Genomic DNA, 21702 nt, shown 5'->3' with positions numbered 1-21702 from the left:
GCACGAATATAACCTGGAGTTTATATGAAACTTTCAAGACCAACACGCTTAAATGGTCGGGTACCGGTATTATCTGCAGCTGACGCAATTGATTATATTCCGGATGAAGCCACACTCTGCGTATTAGGCGCTGGCGGTGGGATACTTGAAGCCACAACATTAATTAATGCACTAGCCGAGAAATATAAAAATAGCCAATCCCCACGTAATTTGTCGCTAATTAGCCCGACAGGACTGGGCGACCGTGCAGACCGGGGTATTAGTCCACTGGCACAGGAAGGTTTAGTTAAATGGGCGTTGTGCGGCCACTGGGGACAATCCCCACGGATATCCGACCTCGCGGAACAAAATAAAATAGCCGCCTACAACTATCCACAAGGCGTATTAACTCAAACCCTGCGTGCCTCTGCGGCCCATCAGCCAGGTATTTTGAGTGATATCGGCATTGGCACGTTTGTCGATCCCCGCCAACAAGGTGGCAAACTCAATGAAGTGACCACCGAAGATCTGATCAAACTGGTAGAAATTGATAACAAAGAGTATCTCTACTACAAAGCCATTGCGCCGAATATCGCCTTTATTCGCGCCACCACCTGTGATAGCGAAGGCTACGCCACCTTTGAAGATGAAGTGATGTATCTCGATGCGCTGGTCATCGCGCAGGCCGTGCATAACAACGGCGGCATCGTCATGATGCAGGTACAAAAAATGGTGAAGAAAGCCACACTGCACCCTAAAGCCGTGCGGATCCCTGGCTATCTGGTGGATATCGTCGTTATCGATCCAGAACAGACTCAGTTGTATGGCGGAGCGCCGGTTAACCGTTTTATTTCAGGCGATTTCATCCTTGATGACAGCCTGCAAACTGCCCTGCCGCTTAACCAACGTAAACTGGTGGCCAGACGTGCGCTGTTCGAAATGCGCAAAGGTGCAGTGGGTAACGTTGGCGTTGGAATTGCCGATGGTATTGGTCTCGTCGCGCGTGAAGAAGGCTGCGCCGATGACTTCATACTGACGGTTGAAACCGGGCCAATCGGTGGTATTACCTCGCAGGGCATCGCTTTTGGGGCCAACGTCAATACCCGCGCTATTCTGGATATGACCTCCCAGTTTGACTTCTACCACGGTGGCGGTCTGGATGTGTGCTATTTAAGCTTCGCCGAAGTCGATCAGCACGGCAACGTCGGTGTGCATAAATTCAATGGCAAGATCATGGGCACTGGCGGTTTTATTGATATCAGCGCCACCTCGAAGAAAATTATTTTCTGCGGCACCCTGACAGCCGGAAGTCTGAAAACAGATGTTGCCGACGGCAAATTGAATATCGTGCAGGAAGGTCGGGTGAAGAAATTCGTTAACGAATTACCTGAAATCACCTTCAGTGGAAAAATTGCCCTCGAACGTGGACTGGATGTACGTTACATCACCGAACGCGCCGTATTTACGTTAAAAGAAGATGGCCTCCATTTAGTAGAAATTGCCCCTGGTGTTTCTTTACAAGAAGACATTCTGGACAAAATGGAATTCACCCCCGTTATTTCTCCAGACCTGAAACTGATGGACGAAAGATTATTTATCGATGCCACGATGGGTTTTGTTTTGCCCGACGCCGCCAATTAAAAGGAGTACCCTGATGGACTTTTCATTAACTGAAGAACAAGAGCTGCTGCTTGCCAGCATTCGGGAACTGATCACCAGTAATTTCCCGGAAGAATATTTCCGCACCTGCGATCAGACCTCCACCTACCCTAAAGAATTTATGCGCGCGCTTGCGGATAACGGTATTTCGATGCTGGGCGTGCCGGAAGAGTTCGGTGGCATTCCGGCAGATTACGTCACGCAAATGCTGGCGCTGATGGAAGTCTCAAAATGTGGTGCGCCTGCCTTTCTGATCACTAACGGCCAGTGTATCCACAGTATGCGCCGTTTTGGCTCCGCGGAGCAGCTACGTAAAACCGCTGAAAGCACCATGGAAACGGGCGATCCGGCCTATGCGCTGGCGTTAACCGAACCGGGAGCTGGCTCAGATAACAACAGCGCCACCACCAGCTACACCCGCAAAAACGGCAAGGTGTACCTTAACGGGCAAAAAACCTTTATTACCGGTGCCAAAGAGTACCCGTATATGCTGGTTCTGGCTCGCGATCCCGAGCCGAAAGACCCGAAGAAAGCCTTTACCCTGTGGTGGGTGGATTCGAAGAAACCCGGCATCAAAGTTAATCCGCTGCACAAAATCGGCTGGCACATGTTAAGTACCTGCGAAGTCTATCTTGATGACGTTGAAGTTGACGAAAGTGATATGGTCGGCGAAGAGGGTATGGGCTTCCTCAACGTGATGTACAACTTCGAAATGGAGAGACTGATCAACGCAGCACGCAGCACCGGCTTTGCCGAATGCGCTTTCGAGGATGCCGCACGTTACGCCAACCAGCGTATCGCCTTTGGTAAACCGATTGGCCACAACCAGATGATCCAGGAAAAACTGGCGCTGATGGCGGTTAAAATCGAAAACATGCGCAATATGGTATTGAAAGTCGCCTGGCAGGCCGATCAGGAACAATCACTGCGTACCAGCGCGGCGCTGGCAAAACTGTACTGCGCGCGCACAGCGATGGAAGTTATCGACGACGCGATTCAGATAATGGGTGGTCTGGGTTATACCGATGAAGCCCGGGTATCCCGGTTCTGGCGTGATGTACGCTGCGAACGCATTGGCGGTGGCACCGATGAAATCATGATCTACGTCGCCGGACGTCAGATCCTGAAAGATTATCAAAACAAGTAAGCCGTACTATCATCCGGATAGCGGATAAACGCTATCCGGACTTACGCCAGAAAATCAGATTTCCGGCTGCAGGCATTCCTGCTCAGTCAGATTATTTTTAAACTGCTTACGATAATCGCTGGGAGTACAGCCTACGTGTCGCTGGAAGAGTTTGGCAAAGTGATCAACATTTTCATACCCCACCCGCCACGAGATTTCCGCTAACGACGCTTCCGTATTCGTCAGCGAAAATTTTGCCTCCGTCATTCGTCGTTGAATAACATAATTAATCGGCGAAATACGATACTCTTTAGTGAATTCGTGACAAATATAACTCACACTGGCGCGAAATTTTTTCGACAACTGATCGAGTGTGATTTTTTCGCGAAAGTTGTTATTCAAATACACCAGAACATCTTTAATTAACACGTCTTTTTTAATATACCCCTGCTCCGAACGATAAGCATTTTTAAAGTTTTCGTAATACAAGACGGTTAATGCGTAGGCAAAGGCATCATAAGCAGAGGATGACAGATTATTTTTACACTGCGGTATCATAATACTCAGTTCATTAAAAATACTCTTAATAACCTCCTTTCCCTGGCCGACGCTGATGACCGGACACGAGTGTAACTGCAACAGCTGGTTATCCTGCCAACCATTGAAGCGAAAACCGTACAGTGCACAGGTGTAGGTCGTGGCAGGTGCGTTGCTATCCGAGGCGACAGCATGTAACCGTCCTTGTTCTATCACCACAATATCCCCGGCGTGAGCGACATACAGTGAAGAATCAATAATTAAGCGCGCGACACCTTTTTTGACATAGATAAGTTCGGTTTCATTGTCATGCACATGGTGGCCCGACTCCCAGTTAGGATCATCACTGATGACGAATCGCGAAAATCTGGGGGTCTTCCCCTGCTCAAAAAGGGTTTCCATGGCATTATCAAAACATCGTTGATACATGACAGCCTCCACCTTTAGATGGTAAATGTGCGGAAAATTAATAGTGTTAAATGATAACGATTAACCACGTTATACAACGATATTCTATCTAAGCGAAACAAAATTATTTGCGCCGTCTGCAAGATGACACTTCTTGTCCAGGAACACTGTTAGCGTGCGTTATTTACGTTTTATACTAATTGAAAAGAATAAATGTTATTAATTCAACATTAACGATTTACATATCAGAAACAAATGCGGGCAGATATCGCTTAAAAATAGGATGCATTTCTCAATTACACCCTCGTTTACTGTTTTTACGGTGTAACCTTGCGTACACAACTTTTACTCCTCGCTTAGAAACTCCGAATCGCCGTTGCACATTTTTCTGCAAGATTGTTGGGAATGAAAACAGATTGCCCCGTCGAAAACAGGCCCCACTCTGCCGCACACTATTTTCAGTCAAATTTTCCCTACTGCCGATAATGACGCACTTCGTCATCATCCGAACGTGACTCACTGGAGATGCCATGAAAATAATAACCTGCTTTAAGTTGGTGCCTGAAGAACAGGACATTGTTATTACCCCAGAGCGCTCGCTTAACTTTGATCGGGCCGATGCCAAAATCAGTCAATTTGATCTGAATGCGATTGAAGCCGCCACACAACTTACCGCCGAAGGCGATGAGATTGTCGCCTTAACCGTGGGCGGCTCCTTGTTGCAAAACTCTAAAGTACGTAAAGACGTGCTATCCCGCGGTCCGGATAGCCTGTTTATGGTGCAGGACCCTCAGCTGGAGCATGCGCTGCCGCGCGATACCGCCCAGGCGCTGGCTTGTGCGGCTAAAAACATTAAATTCGATCTGATGCTGTTCGGGGAAGGGTCCGGCGATGTCTACGCACAACAGGTCGGTTTACTGGTAGGTGAGCTCCTGCAGCTTCCTGTGGTTAACGCGGTAAGCAACATCCAACGTAACGGCGACCGCATTCTGGTTGAGCGAACCCTTGAAGATGAAGTCGAAGTCATTGACCTGCCGCTCCCGGCAGTAATTTGCGTGACCTCGGATATCAATACACCGCGGATTCCGGCAATGAAAGCTATTCTTGGTGCCGGCAAAAAACCCGTCACCCCCTGGCAGGCCAGCGATATTGGCTGGACGCCAGCGTCACCGCTGGCGGAATTAGTCAGCCTTAGCGTTCCACCGCAGACAGAACGTAAGCACATCATTCTGGAAAATGACTCAGCAGAAGCCATTGCCGAACTGGCCGAACATCTGAAAAAAGCCCTGAACTAAGCCCAACGGAGAACAATCATCATGAGTAAGTTAGCCAACGTATGGGTGTTTAGCGATAACGTAGAACGCTATGCGGAATTAATGACCGCCGCCCGCCAGTGGGGCGAGCAGGTACACCTTATTGTGCAGGGCAACGAACAGGCCGATCAGGTGAAAGCGCTGGGTGCCGATGACATCATCGTGCTCGAACACGCCAGTGAACTGCAGCGTGTTGAAAACTACGCCGAGACTGTCTCAGCCTTACTGCAAACGCACACCGGCCTGTTGCTGATGCCTGCGTCTAAACGCGCAAAATCACTGGGCGCGCGGTTAAGCATGCAACTCAATGCGGCGATGGTAAACGACGCCACATCGGTCACTCTCGATGCAGGTGCGCTGTTTGCAGAACACCGTATGTATGGCGGTCTGGCATTCGGTAAAGAAAAACTGAATAGCGCGCTGGCGATTATCACGCTTGCCCCTGGTATGTTTGAACCAGCAGAAACCAATCCTGCGCACACTTGCCCTGTCATCTCAGCACCTTATATCACGCCACTTCATGAGATTGTTTGCCAGGAACGTCGCGCCAAATCTCTCAGCAGTGTCGATCTCAGCAAAGCCAAACGCGTGGTTGGCGTCGGTCGTGGCCTGGTGGCCGAGAGCGACCTGCAGATGGTACGCAATCTTGCCGCCGTTCTGGGTGCCGAAGTGGGTTGTTCACGCCCTATTGCCGAAGGTGAAAACTGGATGGAGCGCGAGCGCTATATTGGCGTTTCTGGTGTGTTACTGAAGTCAGACCTTTATCTGACGCTGGGCATTTCAGGACAAATTCAGCATATGGTTGGCGGTAACGGCGCGAAGATCATAGTCGCCATCAATAAAGATAAAAAAGCCCCGATCTTCAACTACGCCGATTACGGTCTGGTTGGTGACATTTACAAAGTCGTCCCGGCCCTTATCGAACAGCTCAGTCGCTAACGGCCACATTTAACGCACATATCCCGCTGCATTCGCAGCGGGAAAGGAGCAAAGAACATGTCAGATGAAAAATTTGATGCCATTGTGGTCGGTGCTGGCGTGGCGGGTGCGGTAGCAGGTTACGTGATGGCCCAGGCCGGGCTGGACGTGCTGGTTATTGAGCGCGGAAACAGTGCCGGCAGCAAAAACATGACCGGAGGACGACTCTACACGCATAGCCTGGAGCACATTATGCCCGGCTTTGCAGAGGAAGCCCCTGTCGAACGGAAAGTGACCCGCGAAAAAATCTCTTTCCTGACGGAAGAAAGTGCTGTCACTCTCGATTTCCACCGTGAAAAAGACAATACCCCAGCGCAGGACTCATATACCGTATTGCGCAACAGGCTCGATCCCTGGTTGATGGAAAAAGCCGAACAGGCCGGGGCTCAGTTTATTCCGGGCGTTCGCGTCGATTCCCTGATCCGGGAAGGCAACAAAGTCACTGGCGTGCAGGCGGGTGACGATATCCTGGAAGCCAATATCGTTATCCTTGCTGATGGCGTCAATTCCATGCTGGGACGTTCACTGGGAATGGTACCACCTTCTTCGGCACATCATTATGCCGTTGGCGTAAAAGAACTGATCGGCCTGCCGCCAGCAGTCATTGCAGATCGTTTTAATCTGTCAGGAAATGAAGGTGCCGCCTGGTTGTTTGCCGGTTCGCCATCTAATGGCCTGATGGGCGGAGGTTTCCTGTATACCAACAAAGACTCCGTCTCTCTGGGACTGGTATGTGGTCTGGGCAATATCGGGCATGCGACAAAAAGCATTCCGCAAATGTTGGAAGATTTTAAACAGCACCCCACTATTCGCCCACTGATCGCCGGCGGTGAATTGCTGGAGTATTCCGCACACATGGTGCCGGAAGGCGGCCTGGCGATGGTACCGAAGCTGGTTGATGACGGTGTGATGATAGTCGGCGACGCCGCCGGTTTTTGTCTGAACCTGGGTTACACCGTGCGTGGCATGGATTTGGCGATTGCTTCAGCAGAGGCTGCGGCCAAAACCGCCATTGCAGCGAAAGAACGTCAGGATTTCTCCGCCAACAGCCTGATGGACTACAAACGCGCCCTTGCACAGGGTTGTGTGATGCGTGATTTACAGCATTTCCGTAAGATCCCCGCGCTAATGGAAAACCCCCGTTTGTTTACCCAATACCCGCGCATGGTGGCCGATATCATGAGCGATATGTTCACCGTTGATGGCAGCCCAAACCAGCCAATTCGCAAGACCATTTTATCCCACGCGAAGCAGATTGGGCTGATGAACCTACTGAAAGACGGCATCAAGGGAGCAACCGCACTATGAGTCAGGACAACACCGTAAATGTTGACGTCAAACTGGGCGTTAATAAATTCAATGTCGATGAGGGGCATCCGCACATCATCCTTACCGAACATCCTGACATGAAAGAATTTCGCAAACTGCTGAAAGCCTGTCCTGCTGGACTGTATAAGCAGGACGAAAGTGGAAATATTCATTTTGATTCCGCAGGCTGCCTGGAATGTGGTACCTGCCGGGTTCTGTGCGGCTCGACTATCCTCGAACAATGGGAATACCCGGTTGGGACATTTGGTGTGGATTTCCGTTACGGCTAACACGTATCGCCTGTTGCACGCCGGATACAGCACATCTGTTATTCGGCAGGACGTGTACCGAAATTATCCAGGGAATAACTCATGAGTGTCACATTAACGTTTAATGCCGAACGTCGGGAAGCTTATCGACAACAAGGGTTTTGGGGGGATGCATCGCTGGGTGATTACTGGAGCCAAACAGCCCAGGCGATGCCGGACAAAATCGCTGTGGTCGATAATCACGGCGATTCATACACCTACGCCGCGCTCGACAGCGCGGCCAGCCGTCTGGCGACCTGGTTGTTAGCCTGCGGAATCCAGCCAGGTGACCGCGTCGCCTTTCAACTGCCCGGCTGGTGTGAATTTACCCTTATCTATCTGGCCTGTCTGAAAACCGGAGCGGTTTCCGTACCACTACTTCCTGCCTGGCGCGAAGCCGAGCTGGTATGGGTACTGAACAAATGCAAGGCAAAGATTTTTTTCGCACCTACGCTGTTTAAACAAACCCGGCCGGTAGATCTGATCCTGCCCTTGCAAAACCAGCTGCCGCATCTGCAACAGATTGTTGCCGTCGATAAGCTGGCACCCGCGACAGACTCACTGGCACTCAGCCAGCTTCTTTTATCACCACCATTAACCCAGCCAATTAGTGTGCATGCCGATGAGCTGGCTGCGGTGCTGTTTACCTCCGGAACAGAGGGGATGCCCAAAGGGGTAATGCTGACCCACAACAACATCCTGGCCAGTGAACGCGCCTATTGTGCCCGTCTTAATCTTACCTGGCTGGATGTATTTTTAATGCCCGCGCCACTTGGCCATGCTACCGGTTTTTTACATGGCGTGACCGCACCGTTTTTAATTGGCGCACGCAGCGTACTGCTGGATATTTTTACTCCAGCAGCCTGTCTCGAATTACTGGTACAGCAGCGCTGTACCTGCGTACTCGGCGCCACACCGTTCGTCTATGACATGCTGTGTAGCGTGGAAAAACATCCCTACGATCTCTCGTCATTACGCTTTTTCTTATGCGGCGGCACCACTATTCCGAAAAAAATAGCCCGCGATTGTCAGCAGCTCGGCATTAAACTTTTAAGCGTCTATGGCTCAACAGAAAGCTCGCCGCACGCGGTGGTCAATCTGGATGATTCGCTTTCCCGCATGATGAACACCGACGGATATGCCGCAGCCGGCGTGGAAATTAAAGTCGTCGATGAGGCACGTAACACGTTGCCTGCGGGTATGGAAGGAGAAGAGGCCTCCCGCGGGCCCAATGTGTTTATGGGCTATCTCGATGAACCCGAACTCACCGCCCGTGCGCTGGATCAAGACGGCTGGTATTACAGCGGCGATTTATGCCGAATGGACGATGCCGGATACATCAAAATCACCGGGCGTAAGAAAGATATTATTGTGCGCGGTGGAGAAAATATCAGTAGCCGTGAGGTCGAGGATATTCTGTTGCAGCATCCGCGTATCCATGATGCCTGCGTTGTGGCAATGCCGGACGATCGTTTAGGCGAAAGATCGTGTGCGTATGTGGTGCTAAAACCTCCGCACCATTCGCTGTCGCTGGAGTCAGTGGTAGCCTTTTTTAGTCGCAAGCGGGTGGCAAAGTACAAATACCCTGAGCACATTGTGATCGTAGAGAAATTACCGCGCACAGCGTCCGGTAAAGTACAAAAATACCAACTGCGTCAGGATATTATTCAGCGTTTGAGCGTGGAGAGTGTTGCAGGATAAAGTGCCGGATGGCGACGCTAGCGCATCTTATCCGGCCTACGTTGAATAGGCCGGATAAGGCATGATGTTACTTGTTCAGTTCAGCCAGACTCAGCCAGGTCTGCACAACGGTGTCCGGGTTGAGCGACAGGCTGTCGATCCCTTCTTCCATCAACCAGGCCGCGAAGTCTTCGTGGTCAGATGGGCCCTGGCCACAAATACCCACGTATTTACCCTGTTTCTTAGCGGCACGAATCGCCATCGACAACAGTGCTTTCACCGCATCGTTACGCTCATCAAACAGTTCAGAAACCACGCCAGAGTCACGGTCCAGACCCAGCGCCAGCTGTGTCATGTCGTTAGACCCGATAGAGAAGCCATCGAAGTATTCGAGGAACTGTTCAGCCAGCAAGGCGTTAGATGGGATCTCACACATCATGATTACCTTCAGCCCGTTCTCACCGCGCTTCAGCCCCTGACGTGCCAGTTCTTCCACCACCGCTTTCGCCTGGGCAACGGTACGTACAAACGGTACCATCACTTCAACGTTAGTCAGGCCCATGTCGTTACGGACACGTTTTACGGCATCACATTCCAGCGCGAAACAGTTGCGGAAGCTATCAGCAACGTAACGGCCCGCGCCACGGAAGCCCAGCATTGGGTTCTCTTCATGCGGTTCATAACGCTCACCGCCGACGAGGTTGGCATATTCGTTGGACTTAAAGTCAGACATACGCACGATGACGCGTTTTGGATAAAACGCCGCACCCAGCGTCGCGATCCCTTCCGTCAAACGACCCACGTAGAATTCACGTGGGGAATCGAAACCTTTCATCAAGGCGCGGATTTCGTTTTGCAGCTCAGGCGTCTGGTCATCGAACTCCAGCAGAGCGCGCGGGTGCACGCCAATCATACGGTTGATAATAAATTCGAGACGCGCCAGGCCGACACCTTCGTTTGGCAGACAAGCGAAGTCAAAAGCACGGTCCGGGTTACCGACGTTCATCATCACCTTCAACGGCAGATCCGGCATGGTTTCCACGCTGGAGCTCTTCACGCTGAAGTCCAGCATGTCGGCATACACGTAGCCAGTGTCGCCTTCCGCACAGGAGACAGTAACCTTCTCACCGTCTTTCATGCGTTCGGTCGCATCGCCACAGCCAACAACCGCCGGAATTCCCAGTTCACGGGCAATAATCGCCGCGTGACAGGTACGACCGCCGCGGTTGGTGACGATTGCCGCCGCTTTTTTCATGATCGGTTCCCAGTCCGGGTCGGTCATGTCGGTAACCAGCACATCGCCTGGCTCGATACGGTTCATCTCGCTGATGTCCTGGATGACTTTTACCGGACCCGCGCCAATGCGGTGACCGATGGCACGACCTTCAGCAATAATTTTACCCTGCGCATGCAGCGTATAACGCTCCATCACCTGGCCGCGAGAACGTACGGTTTCCGGACGAGCCTGTACAATGAACAGCTTGCCGGTATGACCGTCTTTCGCCCATTCGATGTCCATCGGACGACCGTAATGCTTCTCGATTTGCACCGCCTGCTTCGCCAGTTCCTGCACTTCCTCGTTGGTCAGTGAGAAAACATCGCGTTGCGCCTGCGGAACGTCTTCAATGGTAACCTGCTTGCCATGCTCCTGAGTCGGCGCATAAATCATGCGGATTTTCTTAGAGCCCATAGTACGACGCACGATGGACGGACGATTAGCCGCCAGCGTCGGTTTATGCACGTAGAATTCATCCGGGTTCACAGCGCCCTGCACCACCATCTCGCCCAGGCCCCATGCAGACGTGATAAACACCACCTGATCGAAACCGGATTCGGTATCGATGGAGAACATGACACCGGAAGACGCGAGATCTGAGCGCACCATCCGCTGAACGCCCGCAGAGAGCGCGACGCCGCGGTGATCATAGCCCTGATGAACACGATAGGAGATTGCGCGATCGTTAAACAGCGAGGCAAACACGTGTTTGATAGCAACCAGTACGGCATCAAATCCCTGGACGTTGAGGAACGTTTCCTGCTGGCCCGCGAATGACGCATCTGGCATATCTTCTGCTGTAGCGGAGGAACGCACGGCAAAAGAAGCATTGGCATCGTCCGCTGACAGCTGCGCGTAGGCATCGCGGACGGCATTTTCCAGTTCAGGCTGGAAAGGAATGTCGATAATCCACTGGCGGATCTGTGCACCCGCTTTTGCAAGCTCGGTGACATCGTCAATATCCGTTTTATCCAGCAGCTCATAAATGCGCTGGTTTACGCCGCTTTGGTCCAGAAACTGGTTAAACGCATCGGCGGTCGTTGCAAAACCATTCGGTACGGAAACGCCCATACCTGAAAGGTTAGTAATCATTTCACCCAGGGAGGCATTTTTGCCCCCAACTCTGTCTACATCATTCATGCCGAGTTGGTTATACCAAAGCACCAGCGGTGACGAGCCATTGTTGGACATCGAACAATCCTTATATATGAACGAGGTTAGGAAACTCAATTTTGCGTAATTATCTTGGCATATTTACCTCAGCGAAAAAAACGGTGAATCGTTCAAGCAACTTTATTTTTTATTTTTTCAGATTCTTTCCGCATTTGCGCAAACCCGCGAACGGCACGGGATCACCACAAAATCAGTCGGTATAAACATTTGTTCCGAAAAATGAAATGTACTTTTCATTAAATATAAAAATACTGTTTCACTTTATAAAACTGATGCAGCAATATTCGCTTCTGACGAATTTTAATTTATGCTTTCAGAGAATTATGTCTGCCCCCAGGATGAGCAAAATGGATAATGCTGTTGATCGTCACGTATTTTATATTTCTGATGGCACAGCCATCACCGCAGAGGTATTGGGTCACGCGGTAATGTCGCAATTTCCGGTCACGATCAGCAGCATTACGCTGCCGTTTGTTGAAAATGAGAGTCGTGCGCGGGCGGTTAAAGACCAGATTGACGCCATTTATCAACAAACGGGTGTGCGTCCTCTGGTGTTCTACTCCATCGTGTTGCCGGAAATTCGCTCGATCATTTTACAAAGTGAAGGTTTTTGCCAGGACATCGTCCAGGCACTGGTCGCGCCGCTGCAACATGAGATGAAACTCGACCCCACGCCGATCGCCCATCGCACGCACGGCCTGAATCCCGGCAACCTCAACAAGTACGATGCGCGTATTGCCGCCATTGATTATACCCTCGCGCACGACGACGGTATTTCGTTGCGCAACCTCGATCAGGCGCAGGTGATCCTGCTTGGCGTTTCTCGTTGCGGCAAAACTCCGACCAGTTTGTATCTGGCTATGCAGTTTGGTATCCGTGCGGCCAACTACCCCTTTATTGCCGATGATATGGATAATCTGGTGCTGCCCGCCTCTCTGAAGCCGTTGCAGCATAAATTATTCGGCCTGACCATCGACCCTGAGCGCCTGGCGGCGATCCGCGAAGAGCGCCGGGAGAACAGCCGGTACGCTTCGCTGCGCCAGTGCCGAATGGAAGTTGCTGAGGTAGAAGCGCTGTACCGAAAAAACCAGATCCCATGGCTGAACAGTACCAATTACTCGGTAGAAGAGATTGCCACCAAGATCCTCGACATTATGGGGCTGAATCGCCGCATGTACTAGAATGCTAGTGCATTGGTTCGATTTTTTGTTATTATGCTCGCCACCAGGCAGGATGAGTGTGATATTGTGATGTACATCACTTCCCGGTAGTCCTGCCGTTGAAGCAACAAATTTCTGAGATAAGTAATGAACAGAACCGATGAACTCCGTACTGCGCGTATTGACAACCTGGTCACTCCAGCAGAGCTTGCGCAACGGCATCCTGTTTCGTCCTCCGTCGCCCGCCATGTTACGGATTCCCGACGCCGGATAGAAAAAATCTTGAATGGTGAAGATCCTCGCTTGCTGGTCATCGTTGGACCATGCTCGATTCACGATCTCGATGCCGCCATGGAATACGCCACGCGTTTGCAGGCACTGCGCACTAAACACCAGGCGCGTCTGGAAATCGTGATGCGTACCTATTTTGAAAAACCGCGTACCGTCGTGGGCTGGAAAGGCCTCATTTCCGACCCGGACTTGAATGGCAGCTATCGTGTAAATCATGGTATTGAGCTGGCACGTAAACTGCTGTTACAGGTCAACGAACTGGGTGTACCGACGGCCACTGAATTCCTCGATATGGTGACAGGTCAGTTTATTGCTGATCTGATCAGCTGGGGCGCAATTGGCGCACGCACCACAGAGAGCCAAATTCACCGTGAAATGGCTTCCGCGCTCTCCTGCCCTGTCGGGTTCAAAAACGGAACAGATGGCAACACGCGTATCGCCGTCGATGCTATTCGCGCGTCACGCGCCAGCCACATGTTCCTCTCACCGGATAAAACCGGGCAGATGACTATCTATCAGACCAGCGGCAATCCCTACGGTCATATCATCATGCGCGGTGGTAAAAAGCCGAACTACTCTGCCGAAGATATTGCCGCTGCCTGCGATACGCTGCATGAATTCTCTCTGCCGGAGCATCTGGTGGTGGATTTCAGCCATGGCAATTGCCAGAAGCAGCATCGCCGTCAGTTAGAAGTGTGCGATGACGTCTGTCAGCAGATTCGCGATGGTTCGACGGCAATAGCCGGGATCATGGCGGAAAGTTTCTTACGCGAAGGTACGCAAAAAATCGTCAGCGGCCAGCCACTGGTTTATGGTCAGTCAATCACCGATCCCTGCCTGAACTGGGAAGATACGGAACTGCTGGTCGAAAAACTCGCCGCGGCGGTAGACAGTCGATTCTAACATCATGCCCGGGCGGTGGTTTCGCCTGACCCGACCTAAGGTTCGTGCCCATCCAGGCCCGGTCAGCGTAATGCGACCGGGCTTTTTTAATGCAGCACAATCCGGCAAATTTGATCCCGTCACAATTATTTCACAAAAAGACTTGATGCAAATTCTCAGTTTATTGATAATGATTATCATTGTTACATTGATTGTTATTTTTAAACACTATGTCACGTATGGATAACACTACAGCAACGCCTGCAAAAGAAAAAACACCGCCTTCTGTCACGCCAAATGAGCGTCGAATTGACAGTAAAAACCTGCTGGGTAAAGAAGGACGCGTGATCATAGAACATGATGGTCAGCATTACTTGCTGCGCCAGACCCAAGCCGGAAAACTCATTCTGACCAAATAAACAACACCTTTCGCCAGCCACCCAGGTGATACCCAGGCAGCCAGCGCTTTCGATTTCCTAATGGAGAGTTGCTATGCCATACCTGCACACTGCATCCCTGCGTCCCTCGCTATTGGCGCTGGCGATTGTCAGTAGCCTGCCCACTTTCGCGTATGCGGCGGTCGAAGATATGACCGTCACCGCCACCGGCAATGCCCGTAGTGCCTTTGAAGCACCGATGATGGTCAGCGTGATTGATGCCACCGCCCCGGAAAACCAGACCGCCAGTTCGGCAGCCGATCTGTTGCGGACGGTTCCGGGTCTGACCCTCGATGGCACGGGCCGCACCAACGGCCAGGACGTGAATCTGCGCGGCTATGACCGCCGCGGCGTTCTGGTGCTGGTTGACGGCGTTCGTCAGGGCACCGACACCGGACACCTGAACAGTACCTTCCTCGACCCGGCGCTTATCAAACGCATCGAAGTGGTGCGCGGCCCTTCTGCTCTGCTGTATGGCAGCGGTGCGCTGGGCGGCGTGATCGCCTATGACACTGCGGATGCCAAAGATCTGCTGGAAGCCGGACAAAACAGCGGTTACCGCGTGTTCGGTACTGCGGCAACCGGCGATCACAGCCTCGGTATGGGTGCCAGCGCATTTGGGCGTACCGATACGCTGGACGGACTGCTTGCATGGTCGAGTCGCGATCGCGGGGATTTGCGCCAGAGCGACGGCACTACAGCGCCAAACGATGAAGCGATCAACAATATGCTGGCGAAAGGCAGTTGGAAAATTGACAGCGCCCAGACGCTGGCAGGCTCGTTGCGCTACTACAACAATGACGCCCGTGAACCTAAGAACCCACAAACCAGCGCGTCGGATGCCACCAGCAACCCTATGACCGACCGTTCAACCATCCAGCGTGATGCGCAACTGACCTACTCGCTTGCTCCGGCGGACAATGACTGGCTGAACGCTGATGCTCGCCTTTACTGGTCCGAGGCTCGCATTAATGCCCAGAATCCGGATGCGACTAATGAGTTTCGCAAACAAACGACCAAAGGCGGAAAAATTGATAACCGCAGCCGGTTGTTTACCGACTCCTTTGCTTCTCACCTGTTAACTTACGGTGGTGAGTACTATCGCCAGGAACAACGCCCCGGAGGTACGACGACCGGTTTCCCTGAGGCAAAAATTGATTTTAGCTCCGGCTGGCTGCAGGATGAAATCACCCTGCGAGATCTGCCCGTAACATTGCTGGGTGGTACACGCTATGACTCATATCGCGGTAGCAGCGATGGTTACGCGGATGTCGATGCCGACAAATGGTCGTCCCGCGCAGGAATGACCGTTACGCCAGCCGACTGGCTGATGCTGTTCGGATCCTGGGCTCAGGCCTTCCGCGCCCCGACTATGGGCGAGATGTATAACGATGCAAAACACTTCTCTATTGGTCGTTTCTACACTAACTACTGGGTGCCAAACCCTAACCTGCGCCCGGAAACCAACGAAACGCAGGAGTACGGATTTGGCCTGCGCTTTGACGATCTGCTGATGGCGAGCGATGCGCTCGAATTTAAAGCCAGCTATTTCGACACCAAAGCGAAAGATTACATCTCCACCAGCGTCGACTTTGCTGCCGCGACAACCATGTCCTATAACGTCCCCAACGCCAAAATCTGGGGCTGGGACGTGATGGCGAAGTACTCCGCCGATCTGTTCAGTCTCGATATGGCCTATAACCGCACACGCGGCAAAGATACTGACACGGGCGAATACATTTCCAGCATTAACCCGGATACCGTCACCAGCAAACTGAACATACCCGTGGCACACAGCGGTTTCTCAGTCGGCTGGATAGGCACGTTTGCGGACCGCTCCACGCATATCAGCAGCAGCTACGCTAAACAGCCTGGCTATGCGGTAAACGATTTCTACGTGAGCTATCAGGGGCAACAAGCGCTGAAAGGCATGACCACCACGCTGGTGCTGGGCAACGCCTTCGACAAAGAGTACTGGTCGCCGCAGGGCATCCCACAGGATGGTCGCAATGGCAAAATTTTCGTGAGTTATCAGTGGTAATCACTTTTCCCCGGTTCGCCGGGGTAGCAATCTGGAAGGAAGAGACAATGAATCATTACACACGCTGGCTGGAACTGAAGAAAGAAAATCCCGGTAAATACGCACGTGACATTGCAGGGTTGATGAATATTAGCGAAGCCGAACTGACCTTTGCGCGCGTCGGCCATGATGCCTGGCGCTTACGTGGCGAAGTCCGCGAAATCCTCAGCGCACTGGAAGCCGTAGGTGAAACCAAATGCATTTGCCGCAACGAATATGCGGTGCATGAACAGGTTGGCGCTTTTACCAATCAACACCTGAACGGTCATGCCGGACTGGTTCTTAATCCGCGCGCCCTCGACCTGCGCCTGTTCCTTAATCAGTGGGCAAGCGCTTTTCATATCAGTGAGACCACCGCCCACGGCGAGCGTCAGAGCATTCAGTTCTTTGACCATCAGGGGGATGCGCTGCTGAAAGTCTATGCCACACAGAATACCCTCGTTGAGGAATGGGCTGCGTTGCTGACCCGTTTCATCTTCGCTGAAAACCCGCCACTGGTACTGCAACCTGCCAACACTTCTGCGCCAGCCGTCATCACGGTCGATGCGCAGACTGTTGATCAAGAGTGGCGAGCGATGACCGATGTACATCAGTTCTTCGGTCTGCTGAAACGCCACGATCTCACCCGTCAACAGGCATTTAATCTGGTGGGCGACGATCTGGCCTGTAAAGTTTCTAATAGCGCACTGGCGCAGTTACTTGATACCGCGCGCCAGGATGGCAATGAAATTATGGTTTTCGTGGGTAATCGCGGCTGCGTACAGATTTTTACCGGCGTAATAGAAAAACTGGTGCCGATGAAAGGCTGGCTGAATATTTTCAACCCGACCTTTACCCTGCATCTGCTGGAAGAGTGTGTAGCCGAAACGTGGGTAACGCGCAAACCGACCGCCGATGGCCACGTCACCAGTCTGGAACTGTTTGCTGCCGATGGCACGCAAATTGCCCAGCTTTATGGACAGCGTACGGAAGGGGAACCAGAGCAAACACAATGGCGAGCGCAGATCGATGCCTTAACGCCAAAAGGACTGGCCGCATGAAAAAACTGCTGGTCCTGATTGCGCTGCTGCCCATCGCAGCGCTGGCTGCTGACGAAGAACGCGTTGTGGCTCTCGGTGGCGACGTCACCGAAATTGTGTATGCGCTGGATGCGCAATCATCCCTCGTGGCACGTGACAGCACCAGTCAGTGGCCACAGGAAGCGACCCAATTACCCGATGTAGGCTATTTACGTCAGCTCAACGCCGAAGGTATCCTGGCTACCCGCCCTACTCTGGTGCTAGCCAGCGCACAAGCGCAGCCTTCTCTGGCCCTGAAGCAGGTCGAACACAGCAACGTCAGGGTTGTCACGGTCCCTGCCAGTAATACGCTTAGCGTGATTGATGAGAAAGTGCAGGTCATTGCGCAGGCGACACACCAGGAGGCTAAAGGCGAAGCCCTGCGCAACACATTACGCCAGGAACTCGCGGCATTACCCGCCACAAAGCTTGATAAACGCGTTCTGTTTATTCTCAATCATGGTGGAATGACCGCAATGGCTGCAGGACAGGATACGGGGGCTGATGCCGCTATTCGCGCAGCCGGCTTACGTAACGCAATGCAGGGTTTTAGCCGTTACCAGCCGTTATCACAAGAAGGCGTCATTGCCAGCCAGCCCGATCTGGTGGTGATTTCGCAGGACGGCGTTAAGGCGATGGGTGGCGAAGATAACCTGTGGGCGCTACCGGGACTTGCGCAAACGCCTGCCGGACGCAATAAGCAGGTACTGCAGATTGATGATATGGCATTACTGGGCTTCAGCGTTCGCACGCCACAGGCCATTTTGCAGCTACGCGCCAAAGCGGAGCAATTGCCCTGATGGCCCGACGAATCACCTGCTCGTTATGGACGCTGGCCTTTATGCTGGGTGTAATGACGATAGTGGCGACCGGTTTTGGCGCGTTGCGTCTGCCGGTAAGCCTGCTCTGGCAGGACGGAGATGATGCTTTGCGTCAAATCTGGCTCACCATTCGGCTACCGCGCGTTCTGCTGGCGCTGGTGATTGGCGGCTCACTGGCACTGGCAGGTTGCGTCATGCAGGGATTGTTTCGCAACCCGCTTGCCGATCCAGGGCTACTGGGTATTAGCAGCGGTGCGGCCTGCGCCGTCGCCCTGTGGGTGGTGTTACCGGTCTCATTACCCGCGTTACTCATGCTGTATGCGCCAATGATGGCGGCATTTCTCGGTGCACTGGCTGCTACCGTGGTGATTTTTATCCTCAGCCAACAGCGTGACGGTTCGCTATCGCGTCTGTTGTTGGTCGGAATTGCCATCAACGCACTCTGCGGGGCGGCGGTTGGCGTTTTGTCGTGGGTCAGTAATGATGCGCAATTGCGCCAGTTGTCGTTGTGGGGGATGGGAAGTCTGGGAGCCGCGCAGTGGTCCACGCTACTGGCTGTCACGTCACTGACTATCCCGACGGTGCTGATCATCTGGCGTCTGGCTCCGGCGCTGAACCTGCTACAACTGGGTGAGGAGGAGGCGCATTATCTCGGCGTTGATGTTCGGATGATCCAACGTATTTTGTTGTTATGCAGCGCATTACTCGTGGCCGCTGCTGTAGCGGTCAGCGGAGTCATTGGGTTCATCGGTTTGGTTGTTCCGCATTTAATGCGTATGTGGCTCGGATCAGACCATCGGGCCGTGATCCCCGGTTCCGTTCTGGCTGGCGCATTTTTACTACTGATTGCCGATACTCTCTCCCGCACCGCAGTTGCGCCTGCGGAAATGCCGGTCGGTCTGTTGACCAGTCTTCTCGGCGCACCGTGGTTTTTATGGCTTATTTTTCGTCAGCGAGGAGCGCATGGCTGAACATTTTATTGCCGAAGGACTTCACTATCGCCTTGCTTATCGCTCAGTAATTGACGACGTATCGCTCAAACTCGCTAAAGGTGAACTGGTCGCGTTAATCGGGCCGAATGGTGCGGGAAAATCCACCCTGCTACGTCTGTTGACCGGCTTTCTTAAACCGACTGCCGGACGCTGTTTGTTAGATGGCAAATCACTGGCTGACTGGAGTACGCAGTCGCTGTCACGCCATCGCGCGGTTATGCGTCAGCAAACGCAGGTAGGTTTTGACTGGCAGACAGAAGCCGTTATCGCGATGGGCCGTGCCCCCTGGTCCCAACATCCCGAGCACGAGCTTATCGCACAGGTAATGGCAGTCACCGGCTGCACACCGTTGGCGGGCAAGCAATACGCCGCGCTTTCCGGTGGCGAACAACAACGCGTTCAGTTAGCCCGTGCGCTGGCACAATTGTGGTGCAACGCCGGACCTCGCGGTTGGCTATTTCTCGACGAACCGACGTCAGCGTTAGATCTGTACCATCAGCAACATCTGCTGAGATTACTAAAGACACTCACCGCTTCAGGAGAATTGCATGTTTGCATCATCCTTCACGATCTCAATCTGGCAGCACTGTGGGCTGACCGGATCATACTGCTCCATCAAGGAAGCATTGTGTCTCAAGGGACGCCCGACGCCGTGTTACAGGCTGATGATCTGATACGCTGGTACGGTGCTCAGGTTCACGTTGGCCAACACCCGGCCAACGCATCCCCACAAGTTTTTCTCGCGCCTTAGCTCGAACAGCTCACCTCCAGCCGTTTGCCCCAGTCAGGTGGACGGCTGATATAATCATCATCCCGATCGATAAACGGCGTACGTAACGCAGCGTGTAACCGATGTAGTTCGGTATAATCACCCTGCTCTGCCTGGCTAATTGCCCGCTGTGCCAGCCAGTTACGTAGCACCATAGCCGGATTCTCCGTCTTCATCTGCGCTTGTCTGACAACGTCAGCCACATTGTCTTGTTGCAGGCGCGTGCGGTAACGAGTGAACCAGTCGTCAAATGCCGCACGGTCAATAAACTCATCGCGCAGTGGGGACAAGGTGCTGTGTTGCTCAGTTTGGCTGAGCATGCGGAACGTTCGCGTATAGTCGCTACCTTCCCGCGCCATCAGGCTAAACAGTTCGCTAAGGATTTCGTTATCGTTTTTCTGCTCACTAAAGAAACCCAGTTTTTGCCGCATTCGTTGCCCATAGCGGGTTAGCAAGGCCAGTTGATAACCGTCCAGCGCATCATTGAGCACATCAACCGGGATGAATGGCGACAGCGTCTGCGCCAGACGTTGTAGGTTCCACAAAGCTGCAGCAGGCTGATTATCAAAACTATAGCGCCCCTGATGATCGGAGTGGTTGCAGACAAAATCTGGCACGTAATCATCAAGGAAACCGAAGGGACCATAATCCATCGTCAGACCAAGAATCGACATGTTGTCCGTGTTCATCACCCCATGCGCAAAGCCTACGGCTTGCCAGTCGGCCATTAACGTCGCGGTACGCGTAACAACATCCGTAAACCACAACTGATACTTATTTGCCTCTTCCTGCCATTGTGGCCAGTAATGACGGATCGCAAAGTCAGCAAGCTGACGTACTTTTTCCGGTTCACGACGATAATAAAAGTGCTCAAAATGGCCAAAACGCATATGGCTTTGTGCCACGCGAATGAGCATCGCGCCTGCTTCAGTGGTCTCTCGCTGCACCGGAGTCTCGCTGGTGACAATCGACAAGGCCCGGGTTGTAGGTATCCCCAAATAATGCATGGCTTCACTGGCCAGGCTCTCTCTAATCGTCGAGCGCAGCACAGCGCGCCCATCCCCCATGCGGGAATAAGGCGTTAATCCAGCGCCTTTCAGATGCCAGTCAAATGTTGAACCATCCGCAAGTTGTTGTTCGCCCAGCAGGATCCCGCGGCCATCGCCAAGCTGCCCAGCCCAGACACCGAACTGATGCCCGCTATAAACTTGCGCCAAAGGCGACATCCCAGGTAATAGCGATTCGCCCCCCCATACACCTGCCCCATCAGAAACATCAAACAACGCAGCTGGAATACCCAATTGCGCAGCCAGAGCATCGTTATGCCAGATGATGCGCGCGTTTTTCAGGGGGGTGGGCGAAAGAGCGGTATAGGTTGCTGGTAATTCATCACGCCAGCGAGTAGTAAAAGACAGGGTCATAGGGCCTCCTGTCTCTAGTGTAGACTGTTAATAGCCTGTTAAACAC

General features: G+C 52.6%; 18 protein-coding genes. 15 read left to right on the top strand and 3 right to left on the bottom strand.

Annotated features, from left to right (window positions below; translation table 11 throughout):
- Positions 1–24 precede the first annotated feature (24 nt).
- Together FDX24_RS06975 and FDX24_RS06970 are read left to right on the top strand one after the other, a co-directional pair.
- Entirely contained in the window at positions 25–1620 is a 1596-nt protein-coding gene (locus FDX24_RS06975; protein ID WP_048211852.1) for an acyl CoA:acetate/3-ketoacid CoA transferase, read from the top strand.
- A gap of 13 nt (positions 1621–1633) precedes the next feature.
- Positions 1634–2785 (top strand): acyl-CoA dehydrogenase, encoded by a 1152-nt coding sequence (locus FDX24_RS06970; protein ID WP_040233722.1) that lies wholly within the window; start codon positions 1634–1636, stop codon positions 2783–2785.
- Positions 2786–2839: 54 nt separating this feature from the next.
- On the opposite strand, the gene FDX24_RS06965 is transcribed toward FDX24_RS06970, so the two are convergent.
- Entirely contained in the window at positions 2840–3730 is an 891-nt protein-coding gene (locus tag FDX24_RS06965; RefSeq protein WP_048211854.1) for an AraC family transcriptional regulator, read from the bottom strand.
- A gap of 509 nt (positions 3731–4239) precedes the next feature.
- Between FDX24_RS06965 and FDX24_RS06960 the strand changes: the two genes are divergently transcribed.
- From FDX24_RS06960 to fadK, 5 genes are all read left to right on the top strand, one after another.
- Positions 4240–5004 (top strand): electron transfer flavoprotein, encoded by a 765-nt coding sequence (locus FDX24_RS06960; RefSeq protein ID WP_048211855.1) that lies wholly within the window; start codon positions 4240–4242, stop codon positions 5002–5004.
- A 21-nt stretch (positions 5005–5025) separates the two neighbouring features.
- The gene (locus FDX24_RS06955; RefSeq protein WP_137364048.1) at positions 5026–5961 is read left to right on the top strand and encodes an electron transfer flavoprotein subunit alpha; all 936 of its coding nucleotides are present in this window, start codon (positions 5026–5028) and stop codon (positions 5959–5961) included.
- A 57-nt stretch (positions 5962–6018) separates the two neighbouring features.
- A complete protein-coding gene (locus FDX24_RS06950; RefSeq protein ID WP_115602124.1) occupies positions 6019–7308 on the top strand; it encodes an FAD-dependent oxidoreductase in 1290 nt (429 codons plus the stop codon).
- Entirely contained in the window at positions 7305–7598 is a 294-nt protein-coding gene (locus FDX24_RS06945) for a ferredoxin (RefSeq protein ID WP_048211858.1), read from the top strand. The genes FDX24_RS06950 and FDX24_RS06945 overlap by 4 nt, the downstream gene beginning before the upstream one ends.
- Positions 7599–7679: 81 nt before the next feature.
- Positions 7680–9317, top strand: coding sequence for a medium-chain fatty-acid--CoA ligase (gene fadK, locus FDX24_RS06940; RefSeq protein WP_137364047.1), 1638 nt, complete (start codon positions 7680–7682; stop codon positions 9315–9317).
- Between the two features lie 67 nt (positions 9318–9384).
- On the opposite strand, the gene ppsA is transcribed toward fadK, so the two are convergent.
- A complete protein-coding gene (gene ppsA / locus FDX24_RS06935) occupies positions 9385–11763 on the bottom strand; it encodes a phosphoenolpyruvate synthase (RefSeq protein ID WP_137364046.1) in 2379 nt (792 codons plus the stop codon).
- A 329-nt stretch (positions 11764–12092) separates the two neighbouring features.
- Between ppsA and ppsR the strand changes: the two genes are divergently transcribed.
- The 8 genes from ppsR to FDX24_RS06895 all read left to right on the top strand — a co-directional run bounded on the left by ppsR (position 12093) and on the right by FDX24_RS06895 (position 20217).
- Positions 12093–12926 carry a posphoenolpyruvate synthetase regulatory kinase/phosphorylase PpsR gene (ppsR, locus tag FDX24_RS06930; RefSeq protein WP_003030553.1) on the top strand — a complete coding sequence of 278 codons (834 nt, stop codon included), beginning with the start codon at positions 12093–12095 and terminating at the stop codon, positions 12924–12926.
- Between the two features lie 126 nt (positions 12927–13052).
- Positions 13053–14099 (top strand): 3-deoxy-7-phosphoheptulonate synthase AroH, encoded by a 1047-nt coding sequence (gene aroH, locus FDX24_RS06925; RefSeq protein ID WP_048211861.1) that lies wholly within the window; start codon positions 13053–13055, stop codon positions 14097–14099.
- Between the two features lie 209 nt (positions 14100–14308).
- Entirely contained in the window at positions 14309–14497 is a 189-nt protein-coding gene (gene hemP / locus FDX24_RS06920; protein ID WP_137364045.1) for a hemin uptake protein HemP, read from the top strand.
- Between the two features lie 73 nt (positions 14498–14570).
- Complete coding sequence (locus FDX24_RS06915; protein ID WP_137364044.1) at positions 14571–16556, top strand: TonB-dependent hemoglobin/transferrin/lactoferrin family receptor; 1986 nt, start codon at positions 14571–14573, stop codon at positions 16554–16556.
- Between the two features lie 47 nt (positions 16557–16603).
- Positions 16604–17635 carry a hematinate-forming heme oxygenase ChuS gene (chuS, locus tag FDX24_RS06910; RefSeq protein WP_137364043.1) on the top strand — a complete coding sequence of 344 codons (1032 nt, stop codon included), beginning with the start codon at positions 16604–16606 and terminating at the stop codon, positions 17633–17635.
- On the top strand, positions 17632–18453 hold the full coding sequence (locus tag FDX24_RS06905; protein ID WP_061067791.1) for a hemin ABC transporter substrate-binding protein: 822 nt from the start codon (positions 17632–17634) through the stop codon (positions 18451–18453). Before chuS ends, FDX24_RS06905 begins: the two co-directional genes overlap by 4 nt.
- Entirely contained in the window at positions 18453–19445 is a 993-nt protein-coding gene (locus tag FDX24_RS06900) for an iron ABC transporter permease (RefSeq protein ID WP_137364042.1), read from the top strand. Before FDX24_RS06905 ends, FDX24_RS06900 begins: the two co-directional genes overlap by 1 nt.
- Positions 19438–20217 carry a heme ABC transporter ATP-binding protein gene (locus FDX24_RS06895; protein WP_048211867.1) on the top strand — a complete coding sequence of 260 codons (780 nt, stop codon included), beginning with the start codon at positions 19438–19440 and terminating at the stop codon, positions 20215–20217. Before FDX24_RS06900 ends, FDX24_RS06895 begins: the two co-directional genes overlap by 8 nt.
- On the opposite strand, the gene selO is transcribed toward FDX24_RS06895, so the two are convergent.
- Positions 20214–21656: a protein adenylyltransferase SelO gene (gene selO, locus FDX24_RS06890; protein WP_048211868.1), complete on the bottom strand. Its 1443-nt coding sequence runs from the start codon at positions 21654–21656 to the stop codon at positions 20214–20216. The two genes, FDX24_RS06895 and selO, sit on opposite strands and share 4 nt — an antisense overlap.
- Positions 21657–21702: the final 46 nt, after the last annotated feature.

Source organism: Citrobacter sp. wls716 (genome assembly GCF_005280975.1).
GTDB classification, from domain to species: Bacteria; Pseudomonadota; Gammaproteobacteria; order Enterobacterales; family Enterobacteriaceae; genus Citrobacter; species Citrobacter youngae.
This window is presented reverse-complemented; position numbering and strand designations above follow the sequence as displayed.